This is a genomic window from Flavipsychrobacter stenotrophus, from assembly GCF_002954265.1.
In the GTDB taxonomy this organism is placed as follows: Bacteria; Bacteroidota; Bacteroidia; order Chitinophagales; family Chitinophagaceae; genus Flavipsychrobacter; species Flavipsychrobacter stenotrophus.
Genome location: NZ_PPSL01000006.1, coordinates 1 through 26,008, shown reverse-complemented (window position 1 = coordinate 26,008; position 26,008 = coordinate 1). Strand labels below are relative to the sequence as shown.

Sequence of the window (26,008 nt, the reverse complement as noted above, 5' to 3'; positions counted from 1 at the left end):
TTCACGTCTCTTGCAAAATTTTCTCATTATTCTCTACAAAATATTATAATATACACAATGGCTATTAAAAAAGATAACAGGCCTAGGCCCGGATTCAATAAAATAACGATTAGTCTTGCTTCTCCTGATGCGATTCTTGATCGTTCATATGGCGAAGTATTAAAGCCTGAGACCATTAACTATCGTACTTACAAACCTGAGCGTGATGGTTTGTTCTGCGAAAAGATATTTGGTCCGGTTAAAGATTATGAGTGCTTCTGCGGAAAGTACAAGCGTATCCGTTATAAGGGTATTGTGTGCGACCGTTGCGGTGTTGAAGTAACAGAAAAGAAAGTACGTCGTGAGCGTCTTGGACATATCAAGTTGGTTGTACCTATCGTACACATCTGGTATTTCAAGAGCTTACCTAATAAAATAGGTTACCTGTTGGGTGTTTCTTCAAAGAAAATGGAGAGCATTGTTTACTACGAGCGTTATGTAGTAGTAAATGCAGGTGATGCAGAAGAAATGATCCGTACCAAGCTGAACCTTAAGGATTCAGAAGGGACACATCAGCAATTGCTGACTGAAGACGAGTATCTGGAAATTCTGGATGCTTTGCCTAAGGAAAATCAGATGTTGCCTGATGAAGATCCAATGAAATTCATTGGTAAGATGGGTGCAGAAGCTGTTCAGCAGTTGCTAGCACGTATCGACCTTGATAAGTTGTCTTACGACCTGCGTAATGCAGCAGCTAATGAGACTTCACAACAGCGTAAGCAGGAAGCTTTGAAGCGCTTGAGCGTGGTAGAAGCTTTCCGTGACGCTAACACCCGTATCGAAAACCGCCTGGAGTGGATGGTAATGCAGTATATCCCGGTTATTCCACCGGAATTGCGCCCATTGGTTCCATTGGATGGTGGTCGTTTCGCTTCATCTGATCTGAATGACCTTTACCGTCGTGTTATTATCCGTAATAACCGTTTGAAGAGGTTAATAGAAATTAAAGCACCTGAGGTGATCCTGCGTAATGAAAAGCGTATGCTGCAGGAAGCCGTAGACTCATTGTTTGATAACAGCCGTAAGTCTAACGCCGTTAAGGCTGAAGGCGGTCGCGCATTGAAATCACTCTCTGATGTACTGAAGGGTAAACAAGGTCGTTTCCGTCAGAACTTGCTGGGTAAGCGTGTTGACTATTCCGGTCGTTCGGTTATCGTGGTAGGTCCTGAAATGAAGTTGCACGAGTGCGGACTTCCTAAGGACATGGCTGCTGAGTTGTTCAAACCATTCATCATCCGTAAGCTTATAGAGCGCGGTATAGTAAAGACTGTTAAGAGCGCAAAGAAACTGGTTGAGCGTAAGGAAGCGGTAGTTTGGGATATCCTTGAAAATATCCTGAAAGGCCACCCGATCATGCTGAACCGAGCCCCAACGCTTCACCGTTTGTCTATACAGGCATTCCAGCCAAAACTGATCGAAGGAAAGGCAATACAGTTGCACCCATTGGTTTGTTCGGCGTTCAATGCGGATTTCGATGGTGACCAGATGGCGGTACACGTGCCTTTGAGCAATGCTGCAATTATTGAAGCTCAGATATTGATGCTGGCTTCTCACAATATCCTTAACCCGCAGAATGGTACACCAATCACCCTTCCTTCACAGGACATGGTACTTGGTCTGTATTACATCTCTAAGGGTAAGAAATCGACCGAAACCGAAAAGGTTAAGGGCGAGAACAAAGCATACTACAGCCCTGAAGAAGTTATCATTGCGCATAACGAAGGCAAGGCTGATCTGCATGCATGGATCAAGATCAAAGCACCAATACGTAATGCAGAGGGCGTTCTTGAAAACAAGTTCATTGATACAACTGTAGGTCGTGTTATCTTCAACCAGTTTGTACCTAAGGAAAATGGTTTCGTAAACGCATTGTTGACCAAGAAGTCTCTTCGTGAGATCATCGGTGAGATCCTTAAGAATACTAACATACCTAAGACTGTAGCTTTCCTTGATGATATCAAGACGCTTGGTTTCCGTACTGCCTTCCGTGGTGGATTGTCGTTCAATATAAACGATCTTACGGTTCCTGATACTAAGGAACAGCTGATCACTAACGCACAGGTAGAAGTAGACGAAGTGTGGGAAAACTACAACATGGGTCTTATTACCAATAACGAGCGTTATAACCAGATCATTGATATCTGGTCTCGTGTGGATACCCGCGTTACAGAAACGTTGATCCGTGAAATGGCAGCAGACAAGCAGGGCTTTAACTCTGTGTACATGATGCTTGATTCGGGGGCGCGTGGTAGTAAGCAGCAGGTTAAGCAGCTGGCCGGTTTGAGAGGTTTGATGGCAAAACCACGTCGTAGTGGTTCATCAGGATCTGAGATCATTGAAAATCCGATCCTTTCTAACTTCAAGGTTGGTCTAAGTGTATTGGAGTACTTCATTTCTACGCACGGTGCGCGTAAGGGTCTTGCGGATACCGCCCTTAAAACGGCGGATGCGGGTTACCTTACCCGTCGTCTGGTGGATGTGGCGCAGGATGTCGTTATCACTAATGAAGATTGCGGTACACTACGTGGTAATGCAACTTCAGCGCTTAAGGATAATGAAGACATCGTTGAACCATTGTATGACCGTATCTTAGGTCGTACCTCATTGCATAATGTTATTGACCCTATCACTGATACTTTGTTGGTATCTGCGGGTGAGGAAATAACAGAAGAAATAGGCAAGAAGATAGAAGAAGCCGGTATTGAAACTGTAGAAATACGTTCTGTGCTGACTTGCGAAAGCCGCCGCGGAGTATGCTCTAAGTGTTATGGTAAGAACCTGGCAACAGGTTACATGACGCAGAAGGGTGATGCGGTAGGTATTATAGCTGCACAGTCTATTGGTGAGCCGGGTACACAGTTGACACTACGTACGTTCCACGTGGGTGGTGTGGCCAACTCATCTTCGACAGAATCTCAGTTGGTAGCTCGTTTCGACGGTACTATCCAGTTCGATGGTCTGCGTACTACCAAGTACAAAGATGCTGAAGGCGAAGAGCAGATCATAGTAATAGGCCGTACAGGTGAAGTGCGTATAGTAGATATGGCAAACGATCGTTTGTTGATCACTAACAACGTACCTTATGGTTCTACACTTAAAATAAGCAATGGCAAGAAAATAGCCAAGGGTGATGTGATCTGCACATGGGATCCGTTTAACGCCGTTATCATATCGGAAGTTAGTGGTTCTATCAAGTTCGATAACATTATCGATGGCGTTACATACCGCGATGAGTCTGACGAACAGACAGGTCACCGTGAGAAGGTGGTTATTGAAACTAAGGATAAGACGAAGATCCCTGCCATCATTGTTGAAGGCAAGGAAACTAAGTTGTATAACTTACCGGTTGGATCACACATCATAGTAGCACAAGACGATGAAGTTCATAATGGACAGGTTATCGTTAAGTTGCCACGTGTTATGGGTCGTAGCCGAGATATCACGGGAGGTCTACCGCGAGTAACAGAATTGTTTGAAGCACGTAACCCGAGCAATCCGGCTATCGTTGCGGAGATCGATGGTGTTGTATCGTTCGGTAGCATCAAGCGTGGTAACCGTGAAATAGTTGTGGAAAGCCGTGAAGGCCTGGTTAAGAAGTACCTGGTACCACTTACCCGCCACATCATGGTTCAGGATGGTGACTTCGTAAAGGCCGGTACATCATTGTCTGATGGTGCTACTACACCTAGCGATATCCTGTCTATCAAGGGACCATTTGCGGTGCAGGAATACCTGGTAAACGAGATACAGGAAGTATATCGTTTGCAGGGTGTGAAGATCAATGACAAGCACGTGGAAGTTATCGTGCGTCAGATGATGCGTAAGGTGAATATCGTTGATCCGGGTGATACTAAGTTCCTTGAAGAAGATACAGTTGATAAGTTCGACTTCATGGATGAGAATGACTGGATCTTTGATAAGAAGGTAGTAACAGAAGCAGGCAATTCAGAAAAGCTGCACCCTGGCCAGATCGTTACCCTCCGCGAACTGCGCGAAGAGAATAGCGGACTGCGCCGTGCAGACAAGAAGCTCGTAGAATACCGCGATGCTAACCCTGCTACTTCATCACCTATGTTGTTGGGTATTACCAAGGCGTCATTGGGTACACAGAGCTGGATATCAGCTGCGTCGTTCCAGGAAACTACCAAGGTATTGTCTCAGGCAGCCATCAACGGTAAGTCTGATAGCCTGATAGGATTGAAGGAAAACGTTATCACCGGTAACCTCATACCAGCAGGTACAGGTATGCGCGACTTCGATGACATGGTAGTAGGTTCTAAGGAAGAATTCGACCTCCTGATGACCAACCGCGATGTACTTCAGTTTGACGACGAAGAATAAGCAATTTAGTTACAATCAATATTGCAAAAGCCGCTTCATTTTTGGAGCGGCTTTTGTGTTCTTGAAAGCCAATAATATTTTGCTTAAATTTATAAGGCAATTTAGTTTACTATGGGCTATTACACGAAATATTCTCTTTCAGTAGTAAGTGGGAATATAGACAAGGACTATATAAAGGAAATTACAGTATTATCTGATTACGGTTCTTTAGATCATGAAATTAAGTGGTATGAACATGAAGACCACATGAAAATTATAAGCAGCAATAATCCGGAGACACTATTCCGGCTTCATGGAGAAGGAGAGGAAGGTGAAGTGTGGGATAAATTATTTCTTAACGGGACAATGAAGATAATAGAAGTGGACAAACCAGTTAGTCATGATTATGACTGGGCGAGTCTATCTCGAATCTAGTAGGATTTAATAATTTACTTGTTTATAGTTTCTTTGAAAATGACCATTTGATTAATGCCAACGTAACAATAACATCGGGCCAGGTTTCGTATGAAGACAAATTTGCTGATACCGGCAGAACAGTCGTGCCAATCCACTTACTATCGTTCATGCGGAACATTCCTGCCTCGTACGTCAGATCTCTATTAAAGGGATTTTTAATTTTTAGCATCATTCCTTCATGTTTTTTGTTCACGACATTTTGAGTAAACTGTATTTCTAGCGTTTTGCCCGGGTGTTTAATTTCTGAAACACTTCTAAAGCTCTTGATAGAATCATCTGCCAATTCCACTTCAATGTAAACAGTCTCTCCCGGATAAATTTGCAAAACGTTAGGCCCATTTATATATCGGGATGAAGCTATACTTGATTCATAAAATGTGGAGTCAGAAACTGCTAGTTTCAAATTGAGTGGCGGCCGCATATCTTTATAGTTACTTGTTTGCGCCGTTAGTCCAAAACTGGATATCAATAAGATTGAAAAGAGTACAAGGTGTTTCATAAGCGTGATGGAATTCTGCCGAAATATATGTTTTTATAAAGCTAGTAAAACTTCTCGAATAGTGAAGGCCCCGCGCTCGGCGTAGTCTTCCTGATTGCGCCATAACCGGCTTGCGGTATCTGACCGCCGTTTACATTGTTTGCAACATTTTCGTAATTTTGAGTACTACAAGAAATCTATAAGTATGAGCTTACAAGTAATCCACGATAGCAGCGGCAAAAATACAGGGGTATTTATTCCTTATAAAGAATGGCAGGAACTCAAAAAGCACAATAAGGATCTGGCTGCTTTAGAAAATGATGAAACCAAAGAAGAGATATTATCAAACATCAGGAAGGGTCTGGAAGAGGTAAAACTCTTTAAAAAGGGTAAATTGAAAACTACTTCAGCTAAAGACTTTTTGAATGAGCTATAATGTCGAATTATCAGTCAACTTCAAGAAAGAAGCAAAAAAGCTGATCAACAAATATCCATCATTGAAAGTTGAACTAGCCAATCTTTTTCAGCAACTTGAAGAGTGTCCGAAAATGGGGAAACCTTTGGGTAATGATGTATATAAAATTCGGCTCTCAATTGCTTCAAAAGGGAAAGGTAAGTCAGGTGGCGCAAGAGTAATGTCTTATGTAAAAGTTACCAACACTACCGTACTTCTTTTTTCTATCTACAACAAGGGGGATAAAAACAACATATCGGATACAGAGATCGATATGCTTTTAAAGGATTATAAATAATTCATCAATTCTAGCTCGGCGTAGTCGTTCCGACTACGCCATATTTGACGTGCGGTCCCTTGCTGGGCGCAGTCTCTGACTCCGGCCTTGCGGTTGCCGTTCTCCCGACTGACTAAACTGCAGTTTCAATTCATCAAGCAGTTCCTATTTTTTATACATTAGCTACCGATATTTTCAATTAGAGTAAATGCACTAATATTTCTTCATTACTATGGGACTAGACATGAGGCCAATGGGAAAACCCAAGCCGGGGTGCGAACAGCAGTTTAATGAACTATTTAAGAGGCTGTCGAATACCAAAACAACTGAATTGAGTTGGTTGGATAAACTGCGAGGAAAGAAAGTGCCGCCACACGAAAGCAAGGAGAAGTTGCAGGAAGAATGGTTGGCGATGCAGATACCAGCTTATGAAACTATTAAGGCGCCAAGAGTTGGTAGGGATAGCGAGGCGAATGATTGGATCGTAGAAAAATACAAGGAATCGAATACAGAACTATCTGAAGCGGATTTTATTCGGGAATACGACGGATACTATGTGATTGAGTTAGCGAAAGAACTGGACGGTGTACCTATGTATATTGCCATGGGGCAGGACGAGAACGTCTTCAGAGGGTAGTTTATGAAGGATTGTGTTGATCTGATAGGGAAGGAGTTAGTATATGAAGCATGGGATACTAAAATGGCGGATGAAACCCTTGACTACGGTAATAGACTTTGGGAAGTAGCCGACAAGATTGCGAACAATAATAATCTTCAATATCTGAAAACGCAGAGAGAGCCGCCTGATACGGGCGAGGATACCATAGAGTGGAAATTACACATAGTATATTCTCTCGCTAAATGGCTTATATTTTACGGAAAGAATGGACACGGTTACGAAGCCGATTTTTAATCCCCAGCGCTGGACGTAGTCGTTTTATAGCGAAACGGAATGTCTTCACCAATACCTCTATGCGCTCGAACTGGATATCATGCTAATACATTAATCCCTCCAATTCTGTTCCGGCTGGCTCTTACTGGTGAATTTTACCGCCTCATTTCTGGTGTATTTAAGCGTCTGGCTTCGTTCAAACCACCCTAATTTTATCCTTTTCCTCTCCAATGCTACAGGCATCAAATTAATTCCACAATCGTTCGACAATTCAGTTTATCTTAACTTTTAATGAATTTCTTTCGGAGATAATTTCTGAATTTATTACGATTGGGTACATCAATATATTTTGTAATAAGGTAAGCCAAAGCGATAACAAAAGCCAGCTGAATAATGCCTGCCAAAATAAAGTTGACGTGAAGTCTGCGAACCAAAGCTGGCAACACTACACTAGCTGATACATAATTATGAACTACATAAAGCGCATAAGAAATATAGCCTAAGAATACCGTTTGTTTGGTAACAATAAAACCAATTTTATTTTTTATGAACAAAACAAACAACCCATAATACGTTAATAGAATAACCGCATATTCATAGATATTTACATTTACAAGCCCTCTGGTTGTAAATAAATACAGTTGCGCGCAAAAGCAAACAGCAAGCACCAGGTAGTGAGTAAGGGTTTCCTTTTCTGTAAACATTTTGTAGAAAATGATTCCTGAATAGAAAAGGGGGAAATACGGTAATAATGGTATTAAACCGAAGATATGTGAAGCTAAATTATAGTTAGCAAAAACAGACCTTCCTGCGTATATAAGTACGGTTGACGCCAGCAGAGCAAAGCTTATTTTTTCTATGTACTTTATAGTTTTAGAAATAAATAATATATAAATGTATATGTAGAAGATTATTTCAATTATTAATGTCCAGTATGGCCCGTCAAGATCCTTGACGTTAAAATAATATTGAAACATACTGAGGTTAACCAGAAATTGTGCTAGAGGAGTAGTGTTCACCCCTTTATGAAATAGTAACATTTGTGTGAACACAATAACGAGGAAGGTAAATACTACAGTAGCCCAATAGGTGGGGTATAAGCGGGCAATTCTATTAATAATAAATTCTTTACCGCTAGCCAGTTTGGTGATGCTCATAAAAATAACAAAGCCACTGATAATAAAGAATAACTCAACACCTGTTGCGCCAAAATGTAATAGGTAATTATTGAAACCCAGTTCAGCCGGAGTAAATCCTTTAGTGAAATGAAAGAGTACAACAAATAATGCTGCAGCACCTCTGAGCGCATCTAATTCTAATAACCTGCTATGCCCGGTAGTTCCTTTATTATCTTTCATATTTCATGTTCATTACAATAATAATAATAACTTATCGTTGTAGCGACAAGAATAGAATGCTGGTTTAAGAAAGCCGGTAGATTTTAGTTGTTCACTTTATCCAAAAAAGTGAATATTGGGCAAAGTAAGTATAAATTTATTTAGCCGATACATTTTATCATCATTCTCAGTGCTATTGTTTTATCCTCACGGAATTGCACTGGTTTTATATGCCATTGGTAGGAGTGTCTCTCTTGTATATATTGCCGAATCCCCCCCCCCCAAAAAAAAATAATGACATTATGTTTTTCCTTCAATCAAGTGAATCACAGTTCAGACAAACAACACCCCGCGCTCACACCGGCAACACCACCACAAACTCCGACCCCTTACCTTCTTCCGAAACAATATTAAACGTTCCATTCATCCCCTTTACTAGGTGCTTAACCAGCGTCAGGCCAAAACCATAACCCTTCTCGCCGTCAGTACCGTCAGTTGATGCATCGCTGTCCGACAGCAGTGCGATTATCTGGTCCTTGCTTATGCCAGCGCCGGTATCCTTTACGGTTATCAACAGCTTTTGCCCGGTTTCAGTAGCAGCTATCTCCAGCATCACGGTTACATCGCCAAATCTTGGTGTAAACTTTATAGCATTAGAGATAAGATTACCCGCTATCTGCATCAGCTTATTCTGCGGAAGCTGCACATCTTCTTCGTATTCTTTTACTGCCACTTTCAGCTCTATATTCTTGCTCCTGGCCTGTGGTGTATATAATTGCTCAAACGTTTGCTTTCAGCCCTGTAGTGCGGCAGTGCCACCTTTGCTACTTATCTTTTTCTGCGCATTCTTTGCTTCACTAAGTATCTCATCTGCCAGCTCCAGTACCGACTTACCTCCCTTATAGATCAGCGTTATAAAGTCCAGCACCTCATCAAGGTTATTATTCTTGCCTTGCTCTATCATTATGTCGGCCAGGCCCATTATGCCGGCAATAGGTCCGCGTATGTCATGCGCTACCTTATTTTGCGTTTGCTTTGCTTCCTTTACCTTATCCCGTAGCGACTCAATGTAATGCAGCGTCTTCAGCCTGTTGGTTATCTCGTCAGATATGATCTTCAGCATCTCCACCTTTTCTGCCGATAGCTGCCGGGGAGCCATATCCATCACGCACAGCGCACCCAGGTTATGATCTCCTATAGATATAGGCACTCCATGATAGAAACGGAAGTGTGCATCACCGGTCACAAAATCGGCATCCTTAAAATTAGGATTCACAGAAAGGTCATTCACTTCAAATTCTTCCTTTTCCAGTATGGTATACTGGCATACACTCTCTTCACGCGGCGTTTGCTGTATTTCAAACCCATAGCCCGATACCGTCCAAACCGTATAATTATCTATTATGTTGACCATAGACAGGGGAGTGCCTGTTATCTTGGCTGCTAATTTCGTGAGGTCTTTAAAAGTATCATCCAGCTTCAGGTAATCCAGGTTCAGGTCAGCAAGTGCTGTTATCCTGCCTATTTCATTATTGGCAAAAGGAGCTGCTTTCGGTGTCAATAGTTTTTGTTTTATGGTGTTACCAAAAATAGCAGATTTTTGCTGCAGATAGCCGCCGGCAGGTTAGTTTCAGATATACTTTCCGTTACGCGGGCTACAGTAAAAATCAATAACTACTACAAAAACATGGTACAGAAATTGATACACATTAAGATAGCTGTCACATTATATGAACAATAACTTAAAATTTTTTTGCACCACCCTCATTGCGCTCTTTGCTGTTACAATTGTGCAGGCACAGGCCGGTTTTGAAGAAGAAATGCTGCCTGATATTTTCAAAGTACATGGTAAGGTAAAAATGATGGAAGGTATAGACTACCGCCCCGACACATTTGCAGATACTATGGGTAAGGGAATTGCAGAGAGCAGGGGAGTATTGTATTATGATACTTCGGGGCACTTGGTAAAAAAAGTAGGTAATGAGGTGAAGTACAGAACCACCGGCGATCTGGTTGAGTATTTCACCTGGTTTGGAAAAGACTCTATGATCAAATCGGTGCGCAAGGGAGATATTCGTTCGGCTAACACGTTTGTTACGGTAAATAGATATGACGAACAGGGACGGTTAGCGCAGCAGGAATTTTACCGCAATAAACCACGCAAGTTATCAGCTCTCGTTATCAATACCTACGATAGTAAAGGGTATCTGGTAAAACAGCTACACAAGGGTGAGGAAGTGCAGGATGATGTAGTGACCAACTACCTGAATGATAGCAGGGGCAATCACCTTGCAATATTACCGCCGCGCGTTAATGCCTTACATAGCGAGACGAAACGCTCTTTCAGTTACGATGAGCACAACAACGTCACTTTAATAGAAGATCATACTAACCCCAAACCATACCGGGCATTCTGTTATCAATACGACGATCATGGTAACTGGATCAAACAAACCGAATACAACGACCCTAAGTGCCATGCTTCAAAGGTTATATTCAGACACATTACTTATTATTGATAGCCTACTACTCGGATTTACTCGACTACAGGGGAGGTCTTTAAGGGCTTACCTAATACTACAAAAGCCGCCCATCGGGCGGCTTTCACTATTCAAATTCAAAACTATCTTACTTTATATGCGCTAACCTTTCACTCACCACTATATCCTTACTGCCTGGTGTGTACTTATAAAAACCTTCACCGCTCTTAGCGCCAAGGTAACCAGCCTGTACCATGTTTACCAATAGGGTAGCAGGGGCATACTTAGGATTACCAATACCATTGTGCAATACATTAAGTATCGACAAGCAGGTATCCAGTCCTATAAAGTCAGCCAGTTGCAGCGGACCCATAGGGTGGGCCATGCCCAGTTTCATTATAGAATCGATAGCCTCTACACTGGCTACACCTTCCTGCAGGGTTATGATGGCCTCATTGATCATAGGCATCAGTATGCGGTTGGCCACAAAGCCAGGGTAGTCATTGGCACTGCAAGGTATCTTACCTATTGCCTTGCTCAGTTCGGTGATGGTCTCTGTAACAGATGCATCAGTAGCATAGCCATTAATGATCTCTACCAGCTTTATTACCGGCACAGGGTTCATAAAGTGCATACCTATCACCTTGCCCGGACGCTTGGTTACGCTGGCAATCTTGGTAATAGATATAGACGATGTATTACTAGCCAGTATACAGTCTGCATTGCAGTGCTGATCCAGCTGGCGGAATATATTCAACTTCAGGTCTACATTCTCAGTAGCGGCTTCTACTACCAGCTGCACATCCTTTACGGCCTCAGCCATATCAGTAAAGGTCTTGATACGGCCTACAGAAGCATCTTTATCTTCCTGTGTAAGCGTACCCTTAGCTACCTGGCGATCCATGTTCTTGCCTATGGTACCCATTGCCTTGTCCAGCGCACCCTGGTTAATATCCATCATGTGCACGTTAAAGCCATTCTGGGCAAACACATGGCATATGCCATTGCCCATTGTTCCTGAACCTATTACGGTTACTGTTTTAATATTTGACATGTCGTAAAAATATAGTTTTTTTATAAAAGTAGATAGTCGTTAGTACATAGTAGATAGTTCCGGTTTCTTTAGTTAATAGTAATTAGCCATTGGTAAATAGCAGCGAGGACGCATTATTAACATTGTCCGATAAGATTTGACAACTTTCTAAAAAGTTGTCAAATCTCCCGAAAAAACTAAATATCGGAACTATCTACTATGTGCTAACGACTATCTACTGGCAAAGCCTAATCTTCCCAATACTCAGTTCCCTTCTTATCAATAAACCCGAAATCCTCACCTATCTGCATCAGTGCCAGTCCATCCTGGAAATCATCTATAAAATCTTCATAGATACAAGGTATCACCTGCTCGCCCTTCAGGTTAACAAAGCCCCATTTGCCTTTCTGGCAAACAGCAGCCATGCCTTCATTGAAGTCCATGCCATCATCATACACACACGGTATGATCATCTTATTGTCAGCATTCACATAGCCTACCTTGTCCGTATCGTCATAAGCCAGCGCCAGACCTTCATACAAGTCCTGATCGGCAGGTTCAGGCACAAAATTGCCCTTCTTGTCTATGTATTTGTTCTTGCCGTTCAGCTCTACAAACGCAACACCATTCTTAAATTCGGTCACCAGGTCATACTTGCAAGGGATCACCAGCTTGCCGGTCTTATCTATAAAACCCCACTTATCTTTCTGCTCTACTATAGCCAGCCCATCTATAAAATCTTCAGCGTCGGTAAACAGGAAAGGGATCACTTCTTTGCCCGTCTGGTCTATATAACCATACTTGCCAAACTTCTCAACAGCCGCCAGTCCTTCCTTGAATAGGGAACCATAATCATACTTGTACGGTATCACCAGTGTGCCGGCCTTATCTATATAACCGCTTTTATCGTTATTCCTCACCTCTGCCAGGCCCTCAGAAAACGGATTGGTGTTCTCATAAGTACACGCAATCACTATTTTCTTGTCAGGAGTGCAAAAACCCCAGCTTTCCTGCTTGCGGTATGGTATCAGTTGCTCATTTGTATCGCTCATAACAGTGGTTATTTGGACGTAAAAGTAATGCAAATTCTATAGATAAACGCTGTTTGTAGTCGGTCGAAGATTGTTACGGTGAGGCTCTCTAATTGCCCTCCCGACATAAGGTCAGGAGGACTTATTCGTTTCTCTAGCCCATATGGTCGATTCTGGTTGAAATGCTAATCGCCACTATTTAAACCAACCCCCTCCTATACACACTCTCAAACTTGTCTTCTAAAATTGAAACCAATTCCGGCTGCATAAAATCATAGTCATCCGGAATGTACAGACACACTATCTTCTTCGACTCATAGATTCCCGGAAACTCCCTTCTGATGAAATTTCTGTGATGTTTCTCCATCACAATTACCGCATCGGCCCAATTGAGTAGCTCTTCGTTGATTACAACATTAGCAGTTATGTCTGTCCCTGCCGACTTTACCTCAAGCCGTTCGTCATTTTCATAGATCTTATGAGCTGTTGCACTTCTCATTCTATTTACCGTGCAAACAAACAGTATTTTCTTTTTCACGAAATAAAGATACGTTATATCTAAAATTGGACTAAAAACTGTCAACTTTTTTCAGGACGATACACAGACGATACAATCATGGAAATCCTTTAATTCTTTAATCCTGGTTCAGACAAATGCACTGTCATTTTGTCCCATCTCACACTTTGGAACAGGTATTGATGTTGCATAAGTAGAAAAAATAAACAACATAATACTATGCAGGAAAAAGGAACGATATCCATTCACACGGAAAATATATTTCCGATCATCAAGAAGTTTTTATACTCAGACAATGAGATTTTCTTACGTGAACTCGTAAGTAATGCGGTAGATGCGGTGCAAAAGATCAACAGATTGGGTGCATTGGGTCAGTACAGTGGTGAGGTTGGCGAAGGTAGGGTAGATGTTGCGTTCGATGCTGACAAAAAGACAATCACTATCAGTGATAACGGTCTTGGTATGACTGCCGAAGAAATTAAAAAATACATTAACCAGATCGCGTTTTCAGGTGCAACTGAGTTTTTGGAAAAATTCAAAGATGCTAAAGATGCTAATGAACTGATAGGTAAGTTCGGTCTGGGCTTCTACTCAGCCTTCATGGTTGCTGAAAAAGTAGAGATCAATACACTATCATACAAAGAAGGATCAGAATCTGCCCGCTGGATCTGTGACGGTAGCACTGAATTCGAAATTTCAGAAGGCGACCGCACCACCCGTGGTACTGACATCATTTTGCATGTAAATGCAGAAAGCACAGAATTCCTTGACCAGTGGAAACTACAGGGTATATTAGATAAATACTGCAAATTCTTACCTGTACCGGTATTCTTCGGTACTAAGCCCGATTGGGTTGAGGAAGGCGAAGATGCAGACGGCAAGCCGGAGCGTAAGGAAATACAGGTAGAGAATAAGGTAAATAATACCGCTCCTATCTGGACTAAGTCTCCAACAGAACTGAAGGACGAAGACTATCTCAATTTCTACAGGGAATTGTACCCGATGAGCGAAGATCCTTTGTTCTGGATCCACTTGAATGTAGATTATCCATTCAACCTTACCGGCGTATTGTACTTCCCTAAGGTGAAGAACGATATGGACCTGCAGCGCAATAAGATCAAATTGTTCAGCCGCCAGGTATTCATTACCGATGAGGTAAAGGATGTAGTTCCTGAATTCCTTATGCTGTTGCACGGTGTTTTAGACTCTCCGGATATTCCGTTGAACGTATCCCGTAGCTTTCTGCAGGCCGATAGCAATGTAAAGAAGATCAATAGTTATGTAACCCGCAAGGTTGCAGACAAGCTGAATGAATTGTTCAAGAACGACAGAACGGCTTACGAAGAAAAGTGGAGCGATATAGGTATGTTCGTTAAGTATGGTATGATCAGCGAAGAGAAATTCTACGATAAAGCGGTAGATTTTGCGTTGATCACCAATACTAAGAAAGAGCATTTTACGCTGAATGAATACAAAGAAAAAGTAACGCCTAATCAGACTGATAAGGATGGTACTGTAGTGTATATCTACGCATCAGATCCTGCAAAACAAGATAGCTTTATCCAGAGTGCTAACAAGAAGGACTACGATGTAATGTTGATGGATTCACCAATTGATCCCCATTTCATCAGTAAGCTGGAGCAGAAGCTGGATAAGACTTCATTGAAGCGTGTAGACGCTGATGTTGCTGACAAACTGATCGACAAGGGCGAAACGATATCTTTGGTATTGAACGACGAACAGAAAGGAAAGGTGAAGGAAATATTCGAAAAAGCAATCTCTAGCGCTAACTTCCAGGTAGAAGTAGATGCAATGAATCCTTCCGAACTTCCGGTAACCATCACCATGGACGAATTCATGCGCCGCATGAAAGACATGGCTCGCATGGGCGGTGGTGCTGGTATGGGCTTCTATGGTTCATTGCCAGACAGGTATAAGGTAGCTATCAACGGTAACCACAAGCTCGTAGATAAGATCCTTAAGGCCGACGAAGTCCAGCAGGCTCAGTTGGCTAAGCAGGCATATGATCTTGCCCTACTTTCTCAGGGTATGCTCACCGGTGCCGAACTCACCGAGTTCGTTACCCGCAGCCTGGAATTGATCTAATAACGAAAGCAAATAATAACAGGCCGTATTTCCGCAAAGAAATGCGGCCTGTTTATCTTACACAATCCTCAAAGCTATGCTGAGCGCAGACTCTGTCTACGCTCGAGCGGTTGCCGGTTCTTTGACCGGCACATCGGGCAGGCTCTCTTTGAGATGCGCTAATAACAAACTCTCCTCCTTTTGAAGGAGGAGTACCCGCCTTTTCGGCGGGGGAGGTGGTTATTAGCCATCGGGCCAGTTCAGTTTGAAATCCGCTTATTTTAACCATCTTTTCTTATTATCGTGACCATCGTGATTCAGACAAACAATCCCATTTAACCATTTACTCACATTTCATTAATATGTATCTTACAGAGGTTTATCACTAAACAACTTTAATTACCTTTGCGCAAAATTTAAAAACAGACTATGTCTTTATTGATAGTTGGTACAATGGCCTTCGATGCGTTGGAAACACCCTTTGGCAAGGTAGATCGTATAATTGGTGGCTCTGCAACCTATGCTGCATGGGCGGCTTCTTATTTCACTCAGCCTATCAAGCAGGTGTCTATCATTGGTGGTGATTTTCCTAAGGAAGAGATCGCGGCACTGGAAGCACGTGGTGTTGAGTTCGAAGGTGTTGACGTGATCGAAGATGGCAAAAGCTTCTTTTGGAGCGGCCGCTACCATATGGACATGAATACGCGTGATTCTTTGATCACCGACCTGAATGTATTGGCTCAGTTCGACCCGAAGATACCTGAAAGCTACCAGGATTGCGATTACGTAATGCTGGGTAACCTTGTTCCTGCTGTGCAGATGAAGGTGCTAGATCAGTTGAAACATAAGCCAAAGCTGGTGATCATGGATACCATGAATTTCTGGATGGACATTGCTATGGACGAACTAAAGCAGGTATTGACTCGCGTTGATCTGTTGATGGTTAACGATAGCGAAGCACGCCAGCTAAGCGGTGAATACTCACTGGTAAAGGCAGCTAAGAAAATACAGGCAATGGGTCCTAAGTTCCTTATTATTAAGAAAGGAGAGCACGGCGCATTACTGTTCTATGGCGACAAGATATTCTCTTCCCCGGCACTGCCATTGGAAGAAGTATTTGACCCAACAGGTGCAGGTGATACTTTCGCTGGTGGCTTTATCGGTTACCTGTCTCGTACTGATGATATCAGCTTTGAGAACATGAAGGCAGCTGTGGTTATAGGCTCAGCAATGGCATCTTTCTGTGTTGAAAAATTCGGTCCTATCCGTATGAAGGAATTGACTCCTGCTGATCTGGAGAACAGGTTGGGTGATTTCGTTACTTTGATGAATGTGAACATAGAGATAGCTCTGGCTGTTTAAGTCAAAAGGTAAAACCTGCCTGCCGGTAGGCAGGGTGAAAACCTAAAAGTGTGTGCTGTAAATGTACATTCAATTGGGTTTTCGCTTTTTGCTTTTAAATCAAATGTTTACTCACTTGCACCCTTATTAGCCATTTTTGGGTTTTCACTTTTGACTTTTAACTTAGCTTATGACCATTTTCCCGGGAGATATAAAGACATCACAGTTGCATGCCTATTTGCTGGGTTCTGTAGCGCCACGCCCTATTTGTTTCGCAAGTACAATAGATAGCGAGGGTAATTCTAACCTGTCGCCGTTCAGCTTCTTTAATGTATTTGGTTCTAAGCCGCCTATATTGATATTCTCTCCTGCCCGCAGGGTAAGGGACAATACTATTAAGCATACTCTGGAGAATGTATATGAGACCAATGAGGTAGTGATCAATATTGTGAACTACAACATTGTTCAGCAGATGAACCTGAGTAGCTGCGAATACCCTAAGGGCACAGATGAATTTACTAAGGCTGGTTTTACCCCTATCAAGTCTGATATTGTAAAGCCTTTCCGCGTTAAAGAATCTCCTGTGCAACTGGAATGTAAGGTGATGCAGGTAATAGAAACGGGCAAAGAGGGTGGTGCGGCTAATCTGATCATTTGTGAGGTGGTATGTATGCATATCAATGACGATGTACTGAATGAGAATGGCCAGATAGACCCTAACAAAATAGACCTGGTGGCCCGCATGGGTGCCGACTTTTATTGCAGGGCATCGGGTAGTGCTCTATTTGAAGTAGCCAAGCCTAATACAAATCTGGGGATAGGTGTAGACGCATTGCCGGGTCATATCCGTAACAGTCGTATTCTTACAGGTAACAACCTTGGTATGCTGGGCAATAGTACAGTAGTTCCCGTAGTTGCAGAATTGCTGCAGGATACCCGCTTTACTGAAATTCTTAAAACATATACCCACGATGCAGATGCCCGCAAAACAGCATTACATCAATATGCTAAAGAACTATTAGACGGTGGTCATATAGATACCGCATGGCAGGTACTGCTGGCGTAAAATTATGCTTCAGAACGTTTTATATTGAAGGGAATTGCTCAAGCGATTCCCTTTTTTATTGCTTATTATGAGCATGATTTTGAAAAGCAACATAAATACGTATTCTAATTTTTAAAAGAAAAGAGAGTTGTGTCGGTCCAGATTTCCCGCCGGTTTGACGATCCATTTATAGAGTATTCTTTATAATGAAATTGTCGTATTTGATCTTTCAGTTCTTGTTTTGAAAAGCTGGCATAGTTCCATGTGTTTACCGGGGCAGTCAAATCCCAGCCTGCGTTACTCCGTTTTGCAGCCCTGTATTCGGATTGGAATCGTGTGCGACCGTTTCTGGTATTGGAGGCAATAATAATTGCAAAGAAGTACTTGTGGTCCGGGGAATAGAATAAGGTATCTATCTCATAGGTTATCGTGTCTCCGTAAGGTGTGACATGGTTACTATCCATGTTTTTAGCTAAATAATTAACGACCGCTAATTTGCAATCTGCCTGATAAACTTCAATTGGAACCGTTAATGGCCCTGGCTGAGGGATGATAGCCGGGCGGCGCTCATAGGTCTCTTTAATAAAGCTTATAGGGGCAAAACATGTTAGCAGGAAAAACGAAAGTAATATTGGCCAATTTTTCTTTAGATCCTTAAAGAAAATGATGGCAAGTAGTACGCTTTCAATAAACCAGCCCAAACTCAGAAAGGCAATAAATGCAAATGGTACTCCCAATTGCGCGCTCTGATCGGTTATATTCCAAAGGTAAATTGAGTATAAGAGTACACCGAGGAAGGTAAGACCGAAGGTCCATTTTATAATTTTAGTTGATCTCATAGGGTAGGTTAGCGGTTTCTTTATTATACTCTTTGTATTACTATTTGCTATTTACTGCTGTGTTAGCATCTGCCATTCCTCTCTCGTTATCCTGAACACGTCCACTTCTTTGTCTCTGAAGAAGATGCCCCTTTCACTGAGTTTCATGCCGTTGCGTTTGGCTACATTTTTTGATGGGAAATTGAGGGGGTGAATGATGGAGATAACAGAGTCTGCCTGTTCGTTTTCAAAGGCATAGTCTCTGAACATTTGTGCTGCTTCGCTGGCATAGCCGAGTCCCCAGTTTTTACGGAACAGGTGATAGCCAATTTCTACTTCGCTTGTATCGTTTACTTCTTGTAGCAGGAGTCCACATAAGCCTATGAAAGCGCCTGTTTCTTTGTGTATGAGTGCCTGCAACCCGTATCGTTGTTCTCTATATCGCTTTATGCTGAATGCTATCCAGTGCTTAGTCCAGTCTTCGTAGCTAAGGCCTGCGTCATTGGGCATAAAGGTGGTGGCGATGGGGTCGGTTACATATTCCATCCATGCCGTCGCATCCCCGGGCTTTAGAAAGCGGGTGTGTAATCGTTCTGTTTCAAGGCCGTCGGTATAGATGTACATAGAAATTCAGTTTAAGCAACTTCATTCTTTTATTGGAAAGATGTCATTCCATCATATTACTCTACACCAAACTGCCTTAAATGGTGGGTGCTATGTTTGTATAGCAATTGCAACTGCTGTTCAAAATTAAGGTGACCGAAAAACGGATTAGCGAGTGTTGTGTCTGGCTGGGTAGTATGCACATGAATGAAGTGATCCACTTCGCCTTGCAGTTCTGCTATTGCCGCTTCGTGGCTTTCGTTGCGAACAGGTGGCGGGGTGTCGGCCATCAATACATTTGGCGTATTCTCTTTGAATGGCTTGTCGCTGGCCAGGAATGCCTGCATACGGGGTATCATCCCTTCTTCTGTAACTATTTCCATAGCCGTTCTGCCATTGGCTATGCGCACGTAATCACTCATGTGCTCTATCATCTGCTGCACATTCATTTTGCCCCACTTAGGAGCAGTGCCCGCAGGTATCTGTGCTATCTTTTTTGTGTATTCGTTTTGTAGAAAGTGTGCTTTGTCTATTGCGTTTTCCATGACAAAAGGATATTGGTCAAGTTAGAGTAATTGTTTGATCAGGTTTTCCTGCAACATGCCTTCGGCTTCTGCTTTGTAGTTGCGCAAAATTCTGTGGCGGAGCACAGGTAATGCCATAGCCTTTACATCTTCAATGTCGGGTGAATATTTACCTCTAAGCAATGCATGGCATTTAGCACCGAGTATCAGGTATTGCGACGCACGCGGGCCTGCTCCGTAAGCTATGAACTGGTTGGCTATCGGTGATGCGCCTGAAGTATTAGGACGGGTCTTCTGCACCAGTCCTACTGCGTATTCCAAAACATTATCAGGAACAGGTACTCGTCTTACCAGATCCTGGAATGCAAGAATATCTTCGGCACTCAGTACCTTTTCTATCTCCATTGTAACTGCACCGGTTGTGCTCTTTACTATCCTTACTTCTTCTGCAAAGCTTGGGTAGTCGAGTGTTATCTGGAACATGAAACGATCCAGCTGTGCTTCCGGCAACGGGTATGTACCTTCCTGCTCTATCGGGTTCTGTGTAGCGAGTACAAAGAATGGCGCAGGTAGTTTATATAGCACACCAGCCGCAGTAATGTTACGCTCCTGCATGGCTTCAAGTAATGCAGCCTGTGTTTTAGGAGGCGTACGGTTAATTTCATCGGCCAGTACTATGTTGGCAAATAAAGGACCTTTTATGAATTGAAACTGGCGTTGTTCGTTGAGTATTTCTGCGCCGGTAATATCACTGGGCATCAGATCGGGGGTGAACTGTATACGCTTGAAAGACAGGTGCAATGCATCGGCAATGGTCTTTACCAGCAAGGTTTTGGCCAGTCCGGGTACACCTACCAGCAGGCTATGGCCATTACAGAGAATTGAAATGATCAGCTTTTCTACTACATCGTCCTGTCCTACTATTACTGTACCTATTGCTTTGCGTAATCCTGCAACACTTTCCTTGAGCGCGTTAGCCGCCTCTATATCATTTGCGTATGACTGCATTGTTTCTAAAGTCTTTTTATAAAGAAAGGGAAAGTTCTATTATTTTGCGGTAACAAACAAATACTTTAACGTGGATGTAACTATAAGGCAGGCGCAGCAGCAGGTAGATGGCTGGATAAAGACAGTGGGTGTACGTTACTTCAACGAGCTCACCAATCTCGGCATCCTGATGGAGGAAGTAGGGGAGCTTTCCCGCATCCTGGTGCGCAAGTATGGGGAACAGTCTTTCAAAGAGAGCGACAAGCAAAAAGACATGGCCGATGAGATGGCAGATGTGTTATGGGTGCTTATGTGCCTGGCCAATCAAACCGGCGTAGATCTTACTGATGCGCTTGAAAAAAACTTTGAAAAAAAGAATATAAGGGATGCTACGAGGCATCTGGATAATGAGAAGTTGAAGTAAAACTTCGTGCAGTCCGCTTACCCAACACGGTCATTGCAGGCACGAACCTGTCCCAAGCTCGTTTGTGGAGCACTCTCGCATCTGGTTGCCTGCACAGATCATAGGTACAAAACGAATACGTCCTTACGTGAGATTGCTTCGCGAAGGGCTCGCAATGACACAGTTGGAGTGCGTATTTTGTGATATTCGAAAAGTGGAAGTTTTTTATTATTTACGGAAGTTTTGTTTGGTGTGTTTGGGCTGAAGTGTAGTGTGGTGTAGTGTTTGAGGGTGTTTTAACAAATTTCCGAAAACTTCCACTTTCTTCCACTTTTTTCCGGTTTCTTCCACTTTTTCTTCCACCTTGTGTTTTGTAGCCCTGCTGCTGTGGAGACGCACCCTTCGATAAAAACTCAGGATGACAATGCGTCTCTACCAGAGTATTGGTTGTTGAATTGTTTTCATTAGGGTTCATAATGTCAAAGAGCACACGGTTTTCATTTAATTTAAATTAATACACATGCAAATGCCCTGCAAATAAACATATCCACAAAATTTGCGAAAAAATCGGCTGAAAGGCTTTGTGGGTAAGGCTTTGAGGTGGGTTGTTTTCTGTGGATATTTTTTTTGGGGTGTTATTTTCATCCTTCCTTATTACATGCATCTCCCGTTCAATTAGTCTCAGGGACAGTGACTCACGTGCCGGCTGTTACCCTTGGGGTGATTCCGGGAGTACAGCACTTGCTTCTTCAATTTAAATCTAATGCTCTCGTGCTGATGTGCATGTCTAACCATATGCTATCATTCTTGACTCCAATTTTCCATTGGTAATAATCTGTTATTTCATTTGTAGATGCAGATAATCATGTTCCCAAATATATCAATTGAAGAAGCAAATATATCATGGTACAGAGCTATGCTCGTATCTGGCCGATATTTTCTAAAAGGAGAAGTGGCTAGTGAATTATCATGTTGTTGATTACAAATCATTCCGGTCGATTTTAATAAGGTGAAAAAGATGGTGTGGCATAAGAGCAGGAGATTGCCCGGGGACTTTGAGATAAATAAAATTGTGTTCGCCATGACATTGCCAGATTTCAGTATTTGAGTTATCAGGAAGATTTTCATTATTAAATATATCATTAATTCATTGTTGATTGCGTCCATGGGTGATGGCTTAGTTGTTGTATCTACTAGGCTTTATGCTCACATTTATCATATCGATAATCAAATATTTATGTACTCTTATTTTTTTTATGTTTTAAACGTGTATAAATATCCCCATGACGGTAATGAGGGACAAGTATTGGCAGATATGTATCTCAACGATAAGTGTAGTTATGAGCAAGACAGGGCATCTTTTCGATCATTGTCTGAAATAGCGAAAAATATCATCAACATAAAAAAGATCATTCTGCTCCTAATAATAGGTTCGGTATTCAATGTGTGTCAAGCACAATCTCTGGCCCGCACGGTTGTAGGATCGCAAGGAGACTATTTCTCTTCCCCCACGGTTTCGGTTGCCTGGACGGTAGGCGAGGTTATGGGAGAAACTTATGCGCCCCCGGACTACTTTCTCACGCAAGGATTTCATCAACCCGATAAGAAACGCAGAACTCCGGAGGTGGAGAGTGGATTTTTTAATGGCTTCTCTCCTAATGGGGATGGCATAAACGATTCGTGGTCGGTTCCGATGCTTATAGATTACCCCAAAAACACTGTAACCATAATCAATAGGTGGGGAAATGAGGTGTGGAAAAGGGATAATTATGACAACAAAAGTGTAGTATTTAATGGTGAGAACATGAACGGCAATATGCTTCCTGACGGTACCTATTACTACATAATACAGTATAATAATCAGGAAAAAAGAGGCTGGGTATTCATTAAAAGATAGAAAACATAGAAAAAGATGAGAACAATATTACTAACGATTATCACATTCTTGTGTTTGTTTGCCGGGTCGGTACTGGCGCAACCACCCCAAGCGATCAGGTATCAGGCCATAGCGCGCGATGCAGTAGGAGAGCCAATTGCGGGTACCTTTATTAAGGTGCGTGCAGGTATACATGATTTTTCTCAAAATGGTACTATCGTTTACCAGGAAATACAGACGGCCACGACAAATCCTTTTGGCTTGTTCAATTTATCTATAGGAACAGGGATGGTAACATCCGGTGTTTTTACAGCTATCAATTGGGGTGCCGGAGCCAAGTACATGGAGGTGGAAATTGATTTCGGCTCAGGTTACGTTTCGATGGGTAGTTCTGAATTGTTGAGTGTTCCATATGCATTGTACAGTCCTAGTGTAAAGGGCGATACAGGGGTACAGGGAGCTCAAGGTGTAGCAGGAACAAATGGAAATGTATGGCTTTCGGGTAGTGGAATCCCCTCGCCTGGTATCGGTACGGATTCGGATTATTACCTAGAAACTACAACAGGAGATGTTTACGTGAAAGCCGGAGGTAGCTGGACAATATTGGCTAATATCAAAGGACCTACAGGTGCTACTGGCCCGATAGGAGTAGCAGGTACTAATGGAATAAATGGTTTGGCTGGTGCAACTGGTTTAACCGGAGCTACAGGATTAACTGGTGCAGCTGGTACTAATGGATTAACTGGTGCTACGGGTGCTACTGGTCCAATAGGACCGATTGGTTTGACAGGTGCAGCAGGTATTAATGGAATAGATGGTGTTACTGGTTTAACAGGAGCAGCTGGTCCAATAGGACCGATTGGTTTGACAGGATCAACTGGTTTAACTGGTGCCGCCGGAACTAATGGCATAAATGGTGCTACTGGTTTGACAGGACCAATTGGTGCTACAGGTTTAACTGGTGCAGCAGGTAGTAATGGTGCAACCGGAGCTACTGGTTTAACTGGTGCAACAGGACCAATTGGGTTGACTGGTGCCGCTGGAACAAATGGTGCTACAGGTGCGATTGGCTTAACCGGTGTGACAGGACCAATTGGTCTAACTGGTGCAGCTGGTACTAATGGAATAGATGGTGCAACTGGCTTAACCGGTGCTACAGGTTTAACTGGTGCAGCCGGAACTAATGGAATAGATGGTGCCACTGGCGCTACTGGTCCAATAGGACCAATTGGTTTGACAGGTTCAGCTGGTGCCAATGGTTCAGTGGGTGCTACTGGCCCAATAGGCCCGACAGGGCTAACGGGGTCGGCGGGTGCTAATGGAATAGATGGTGCGGCTGGTTCAACTGGTTTAACTGGAGCAGTTGGAGCTACTGGCCCAATAGGTTTGACTGGCGCAGCCGGAATTAACGGAATAGATGGTGCAACCGGTTCTATAGGAGCTACTGGCCCAATAGGATTAACTGGTGCAGCTGGAACAAATGGTACAACTGGAGCTACTGGTTTAACTGGCGCTACTGGTCCAATTGGTCCTGTAGGGTTGACTGGCGCAGCTGGAACAAATGGTGCAACTGGAGCTACTGGTTTAACTGGCGCTGCAGGCCCAATTGGTCCTATTGGTTTGACTGGCGCAGCTGGAACTAATGGAATAGATGGCGCTACTGGTTCGACAGGTTTAACAGGGGCTACAGGACTAACTGGCGCAGCTGGAACTAATGGAATAGATGGTGCAACAGGCCCAATAGGTTTGACTGGCACATCTGGTACCAATGGAATAGATGGTGCAACTGGTTCGATTGGTCCAATAGGCCCGACTGGCATAACAGGAGCTACAGGATTAACTGGTGACGCAGGTACTAATGGAATAAATGGTGCTACAGGCCCGATTGGTGCTATTGGCTTAACCGGTGCAGCTGGCACTAATGGAACAGATGGTGCAACTGGAGCTACTGGTTTAAGTGGCGCTACAGGCCCAATTGGTCCTATTGGTTTGACTGGCGCAGCTGGAACAAATGGTGCTATTGGCTTAACCGGTGCTACAGGACCAATTGGTCCAATTGGTTTGACAGGATCAACTGGAGGTATTGGTTTAACCGGTGCTACAGGCCCAACTGGCCCGATCGGGTTGACTGGTGCAGCTGGAACTAATGGAATAGATGGTGCTACAGGTGCTACTGGTCCGATAGGACCGATTGGTTTGACAGGTTCAGCTGGTACCAATGGTTCAGCGGGTGCTAATGGAATAGATGGTGCGGCTGGTTCAAATGGTTTAACTGGAGCAGTTGGAGCTACTGGCCCAGTAGGTTTAACTGGTGCAGCTGGAACTAATGGAATAGATGGTGCTATTGGCTTAACTGGTGCAGCTGGTACTAATGCGATAGATGGTGCGACTGGTTTAACCGGCGCTACTGGTCCGATAGGCCCGACAGGCTTAACTGGTGCCACAGGGCCAATTGGTTTAACTGGTGCAGCTGGAAATAATGGAATAGATGGTGCCACTGGTTCGACTGGTCCAATAGGCCCGACTGGCATAACAGGAGCTACAGGATTAACTGGTGCCGCAGGTACTAATGGAATAAATGGTGCTACAGGCTTAACTGGTGCAGCTGGTACTAATGGGATAGATGGTGCGACTGGTTTAACCGGCGCTACTGGTCCGATAGGCCCGACAGGCTTAACTGGTGCTACAGGGCCAATTGGTTTAACTGGTGCTGCAGGAAGTAATGGAATAGATGGTGCTACGGGTGCCACTGGTCCAATAGGGCCAATGGGATTAACTGGTGCTACAGGATCAACGGGTGCTATGGGATTAACTGGTTTAACGGGTGCTATTGGGCCGATTGGTGCAACTGGTGCTACGGGATCAACTGGTGCATCAGGAAGTAATGGTATAGATGGAGCTACGGGTGCTACTGGTCCAATAGGGTCAACTGGTGCTACTGGACTAACTGGTTTAATCGGCGCTACAGGGCCGATTGGTGCTACCGGATCA

At 43.3% G+C, this 26,008-nt stretch carries 25 protein-coding genes; 14 read left to right on the top strand and 11 right to left on the bottom strand.

The genetic code is table 11. The features are described from left to right. Nucleotides 1-57 precede the first annotated feature (57 nt). On the top strand, nt 58-4,380 hold the full coding sequence (gene rpoC, locus CJD36_RS18540) for a DNA-directed RNA polymerase subunit beta' (RefSeq protein ID WP_105040699.1): 4,323 nt from the start codon (nt 58-60) through the stop codon (nt 4,378-4,380). Nucleotides 4,381-4,491: 111 nt separating this feature from the next. Further along, the gene (locus CJD36_RS18535) at nt 4,492-4,794 is read left to right on the top strand and encodes a hypothetical protein (protein WP_105040698.1); all 303 of its coding nucleotides are present in this window, start codon (nt 4,492-4,494) and stop codon (nt 4,792-4,794) included. A gap of 22 nt (nt 4,795-4,816) precedes the next feature. Here CJD36_RS18535 and CJD36_RS18530 read toward each other — a convergent pair whose 3' ends face one another. Further along, nucleotides 4,817-5,335, bottom strand: a complete 519-nt coding sequence (locus CJD36_RS18530) for a hypothetical protein (RefSeq protein WP_105040697.1) — start codon at nt 5,333-5,335, stop codon at nt 4,817-4,819. A gap of 184 nt (nt 5,336-5,519) precedes the next feature. On the opposite strand from CJD36_RS18530, the gene CJD36_RS18525 reads away from it, so the two are divergent. From CJD36_RS18525 to CJD36_RS22925, 4 genes are all read left to right on the top strand, one after another. After that, the gene (locus tag CJD36_RS18525; protein WP_105040696.1) at nt 5,520-5,750 is read left to right on the top strand and encodes a hypothetical protein; all 231 of its coding nucleotides are present in this window, start codon (nt 5,520-5,522) and stop codon (nt 5,748-5,750) included. Then, nucleotides 5,740-6,066 (top strand): type II toxin-antitoxin system RelE/ParE family toxin, encoded by a 327-nt coding sequence (locus tag CJD36_RS18520; protein WP_105040695.1) that lies wholly within the window; start codon nt 5,740-5,742, stop codon nt 6,064-6,066. Before CJD36_RS18525 ends, CJD36_RS18520 begins: the two co-directional genes overlap by 11 nt. A gap of 211 nt (nt 6,067-6,277) precedes the next feature. Beyond that, complete coding sequence (locus tag CJD36_RS24085) at nt 6,278-6,682, top strand: hypothetical protein (protein ID WP_240609384.1); 405 nt, start codon at nt 6,278-6,280, stop codon at nt 6,680-6,682. A 3-nt stretch (nt 6,683-6,685) separates the two neighbouring features. Then, a complete protein-coding gene (locus CJD36_RS22925; protein WP_117601806.1) occupies nt 6,686-6,958 on the top strand; it encodes a hypothetical protein in 273 nt (90 codons plus the stop codon). A 260-nt stretch (nt 6,959-7,218) separates the two neighbouring features. On the opposite strand, the gene CJD36_RS18510 is transcribed toward CJD36_RS22925, so the two are convergent. From CJD36_RS18510 to CJD36_RS23520, 3 genes are all read right to left on the bottom strand, one after another. Then, nucleotides 7,219-8,295, bottom strand: a complete 1,077-nt coding sequence (locus CJD36_RS18510; RefSeq protein WP_105040694.1) for an acyltransferase family protein — start codon at nt 8,293-8,295, stop codon at nt 7,219-7,221. 334 nt (nt 8,296-8,629) lie between these two features. After that, the gene (locus CJD36_RS23525) at nt 8,630-9,007 is read right to left on the bottom strand and encodes a sensor histidine kinase (protein WP_205685647.1); all 378 of its coding nucleotides are present in this window, start codon (nt 9,005-9,007) and stop codon (nt 8,630-8,632) included. Between the two features lie 60 nt (nt 9,008-9,067). After that, nucleotides 9,068-9,835: a GAF domain-containing protein gene (locus CJD36_RS23520; protein WP_205685646.1), complete on the bottom strand. Its 768-nt coding sequence runs from the start codon at nt 9,833-9,835 to the stop codon at nt 9,068-9,070. A 39-nt stretch (nt 9,836-9,874) separates the two neighbouring features. Between CJD36_RS23520 and CJD36_RS23320 the strand changes: the two genes are divergently transcribed. Together CJD36_RS23320 and CJD36_RS18500 are read left to right on the top strand one after the other, a co-directional pair. After that, entirely contained in the window at nt 9,875-10,015 is a 141-nt protein-coding gene (locus tag CJD36_RS23320; RefSeq protein ID WP_161499376.1) for a hypothetical protein, read from the top strand. Then, complete coding sequence (locus CJD36_RS18500) at nt 10,005-10,793, top strand: hypothetical protein (RefSeq protein WP_105040693.1); 789 nt, start codon at nt 10,005-10,007, stop codon at nt 10,791-10,793. Before CJD36_RS23320 ends, CJD36_RS18500 begins: the two co-directional genes overlap by 11 nt. A gap of 109 nt (nt 10,794-10,902) precedes the next feature. Here CJD36_RS18500 and CJD36_RS18495 read toward each other — a convergent pair whose 3' ends face one another. The 3 genes from CJD36_RS18495 to CJD36_RS18485 all read right to left on the bottom strand — a co-directional run bounded on the left by CJD36_RS18495 (nt 10,903) and on the right by CJD36_RS18485 (nt 13,356). Beyond that, nucleotides 10,903-11,808, bottom strand: a complete 906-nt coding sequence (locus CJD36_RS18495; protein ID WP_205685645.1) for a 3-hydroxyacyl-CoA dehydrogenase family protein — start codon at nt 11,806-11,808, stop codon at nt 10,903-10,905. Nucleotides 11,809-12,035: 227 nt separating this feature from the next. Then, a complete protein-coding gene (locus tag CJD36_RS18490) occupies nt 12,036-12,839 on the bottom strand; it encodes a WG repeat-containing protein (protein ID WP_105040692.1) in 804 nt (267 codons plus the stop codon). Between the two features lie 178 nt (nt 12,840-13,017). Then, a complete protein-coding gene (locus CJD36_RS18485; protein WP_133162705.1) occupies nt 13,018-13,356 on the bottom strand; it encodes a low molecular weight protein tyrosine phosphatase family protein in 339 nt (112 codons plus the stop codon). A 198-nt stretch (nt 13,357-13,554) separates the two neighbouring features. Between CJD36_RS18485 and htpG the strand changes: the two genes are divergently transcribed. The 3 genes from htpG to CJD36_RS18470 all read left to right on the top strand — a co-directional run bounded on the left by htpG (nt 13,555) and on the right by CJD36_RS18470 (nt 17,827). Then, a complete protein-coding gene (htpG, locus tag CJD36_RS18480; protein WP_105040690.1) occupies nt 13,555-15,441 on the top strand; it encodes a molecular chaperone HtpG in 1,887 nt (628 codons plus the stop codon). A gap of 408 nt (nt 15,442-15,849) precedes the next feature. Next, entirely contained in the window at nt 15,850-16,782 is a 933-nt protein-coding gene (locus CJD36_RS18475) for a PfkB family carbohydrate kinase (protein ID WP_105040689.1), read from the top strand. Between the two features lie 169 nt (nt 16,783-16,951). Further along, nucleotides 16,952-17,827 carry a flavin reductase family protein gene (locus CJD36_RS18470; protein WP_105040688.1) on the top strand — a complete coding sequence of 292 codons (876 nt, stop codon included), beginning with the start codon at nt 16,952-16,954 and terminating at the stop codon, nt 17,825-17,827. A gap of 104 nt (nt 17,828-17,931) precedes the next feature. Here the strand turns inward: CJD36_RS18470 and CJD36_RS18465 are convergent, their stop codons facing one another. From CJD36_RS18465 to CJD36_RS18450, 4 genes are read right to left on the bottom strand one after another with little or no spacing between them, the layout of a single operon-like run. Beyond that, on the bottom strand, nt 17,932-18,645 hold the full coding sequence (locus tag CJD36_RS18465) for a hypothetical protein (RefSeq protein WP_105040687.1): 714 nt from the start codon (nt 18,643-18,645) through the stop codon (nt 17,932-17,934). 51 nt (nt 18,646-18,696) lie between these two features. Further along, a complete protein-coding gene (locus CJD36_RS18460) occupies nt 18,697-19,248 on the bottom strand; it encodes a GNAT family N-acetyltransferase (RefSeq protein WP_105040686.1) in 552 nt (183 codons plus the stop codon). Nucleotides 19,249-19,304: 56 nt separating this feature from the next. Then, the gene (locus CJD36_RS18455; RefSeq protein WP_105040685.1) at nt 19,305-19,772 is read right to left on the bottom strand and encodes a DinB family protein; all 468 of its coding nucleotides are present in this window, start codon (nt 19,770-19,772) and stop codon (nt 19,305-19,307) included. 21 nt (nt 19,773-19,793) lie between these two features. Beyond that, a complete protein-coding gene (locus CJD36_RS18450; protein ID WP_105040684.1) occupies nt 19,794-20,759 on the bottom strand; it encodes an AAA family ATPase in 966 nt (321 codons plus the stop codon). A 70-nt stretch (nt 20,760-20,829) separates the two neighbouring features. Here CJD36_RS18450 and CJD36_RS18445 point away from each other — a divergent pair, with 70 nt between their 5' ends. The 3 genes from CJD36_RS18445 to CJD36_RS23880 all read left to right on the top strand — a co-directional run. Beyond that, nucleotides 20,830-21,162 (top strand): nucleotide pyrophosphohydrolase, encoded by a 333-nt coding sequence (locus tag CJD36_RS18445; RefSeq protein ID WP_105040683.1) that lies wholly within the window; start codon nt 20,830-20,832, stop codon nt 21,160-21,162. A 1,246-nt stretch (nt 21,163-22,408) separates the two neighbouring features. Continuing rightward, nucleotides 22,409-23,038, top strand: coding sequence for a gliding motility-associated C-terminal domain-containing protein (locus CJD36_RS18440; protein ID WP_161499375.1), 630 nt, complete (start codon nt 22,409-22,411; stop codon nt 23,036-23,038). 15 nt (nt 23,039-23,053) lie between these two features. After that, the coding region (locus CJD36_RS23880; RefSeq protein WP_394337897.1) for a beta strand repeat-containing protein at nt 23,054-26,008 on the top strand (2,955 nt) is incomplete at its 3' end.

Bases quoted from the DNA above. Each gene is read 5' to 3' on its own strand.
- rpoC (WP_105040699.1), top strand. From the start codon at position 58: ATGGCTATTAAAAAAGATAACAGGCCTAGGCCCGGATTCAATAAAATA.
- CJD36_RS18535 (WP_105040698.1), top strand. From the start codon at position 4,492: ATGGGCTATTACACGAAATATTCTCTTTCAGTAGTAAGTGGGAATATA.
- CJD36_RS18530 (WP_105040697.1), bottom strand. From the start codon at position 5,335: ATGAAACACCTTGTACTCTTTTCAATCTTATTGATATCCAGTTTTGGA.
- CJD36_RS18525 (WP_105040696.1), top strand. From the start codon at position 5,520: ATGAGCTTACAAGTAATCCACGATAGCAGCGGCAAAAATACAGGGGTA.
- CJD36_RS18520 (WP_105040695.1), top strand. From the start codon at position 5,740: ATGAGCTATAATGTCGAATTATCAGTCAACTTCAAGAAAGAAGCAAAA.
- CJD36_RS24085 (WP_240609384.1), top strand. From the start codon at position 6,278: ATGGGACTAGACATGAGGCCAATGGGAAAACCCAAGCCGGGGTGCGAA.
- CJD36_RS22925 (WP_117601806.1), top strand. From the start codon at position 6,686: ATGAAGGATTGTGTTGATCTGATAGGGAAGGAGTTAGTATATGAAGCA.
- CJD36_RS18510 (WP_105040694.1), bottom strand. From the start codon at position 8,295: ATGAAAGATAATAAAGGAACTACCGGGCATAGCAGGTTATTAGAATTA.
- CJD36_RS18500 (WP_105040693.1), top strand. From the start codon at position 10,005: ATGAACAATAACTTAAAATTTTTTTGCACCACCCTCATTGCGCTCTTT.
- CJD36_RS18495 (WP_205685645.1), bottom strand. From the start codon at position 11,808: ATGTCAAATATTAAAACAGTAACCGTAATAGGTTCAGGAACAATGGGC.
- CJD36_RS18490 (WP_105040692.1), bottom strand. From the start codon at position 12,839: ATGAGCGATACAAATGAGCAACTGATACCATACCGCAAGCAGGAAAGC.
- htpG (WP_105040690.1), top strand. From the start codon at position 13,555: ATGCAGGAAAAAGGAACGATATCCATTCACACGGAAAATATATTTCCG.
- CJD36_RS18475 (WP_105040689.1), top strand. From the start codon at position 15,850: ATGTCTTTATTGATAGTTGGTACAATGGCCTTCGATGCGTTGGAAACA.
- CJD36_RS18470 (WP_105040688.1), top strand. From the start codon at position 16,952: ATGACCATTTTCCCGGGAGATATAAAGACATCACAGTTGCATGCCTAT.
- CJD36_RS18465 (WP_105040687.1), bottom strand. From the start codon at position 18,645: ATGAGATCAACTAAAATTATAAAATGGACCTTCGGTCTTACCTTCCTC.
- CJD36_RS18460 (WP_105040686.1), bottom strand. From the start codon at position 19,248: ATGTACATCTATACCGACGGCCTTGAAACAGAACGATTACACACCCGC.
- CJD36_RS18455 (WP_105040685.1), bottom strand. From the start codon at position 19,772: ATGGAAAACGCAATAGACAAAGCACACTTTCTACAAAACGAATACACA.
- CJD36_RS18450 (WP_105040684.1), bottom strand. From the start codon at position 20,759: ATGCAGTCATACGCAAATGATATAGAGGCGGCTAACGCGCTCAAGGAA.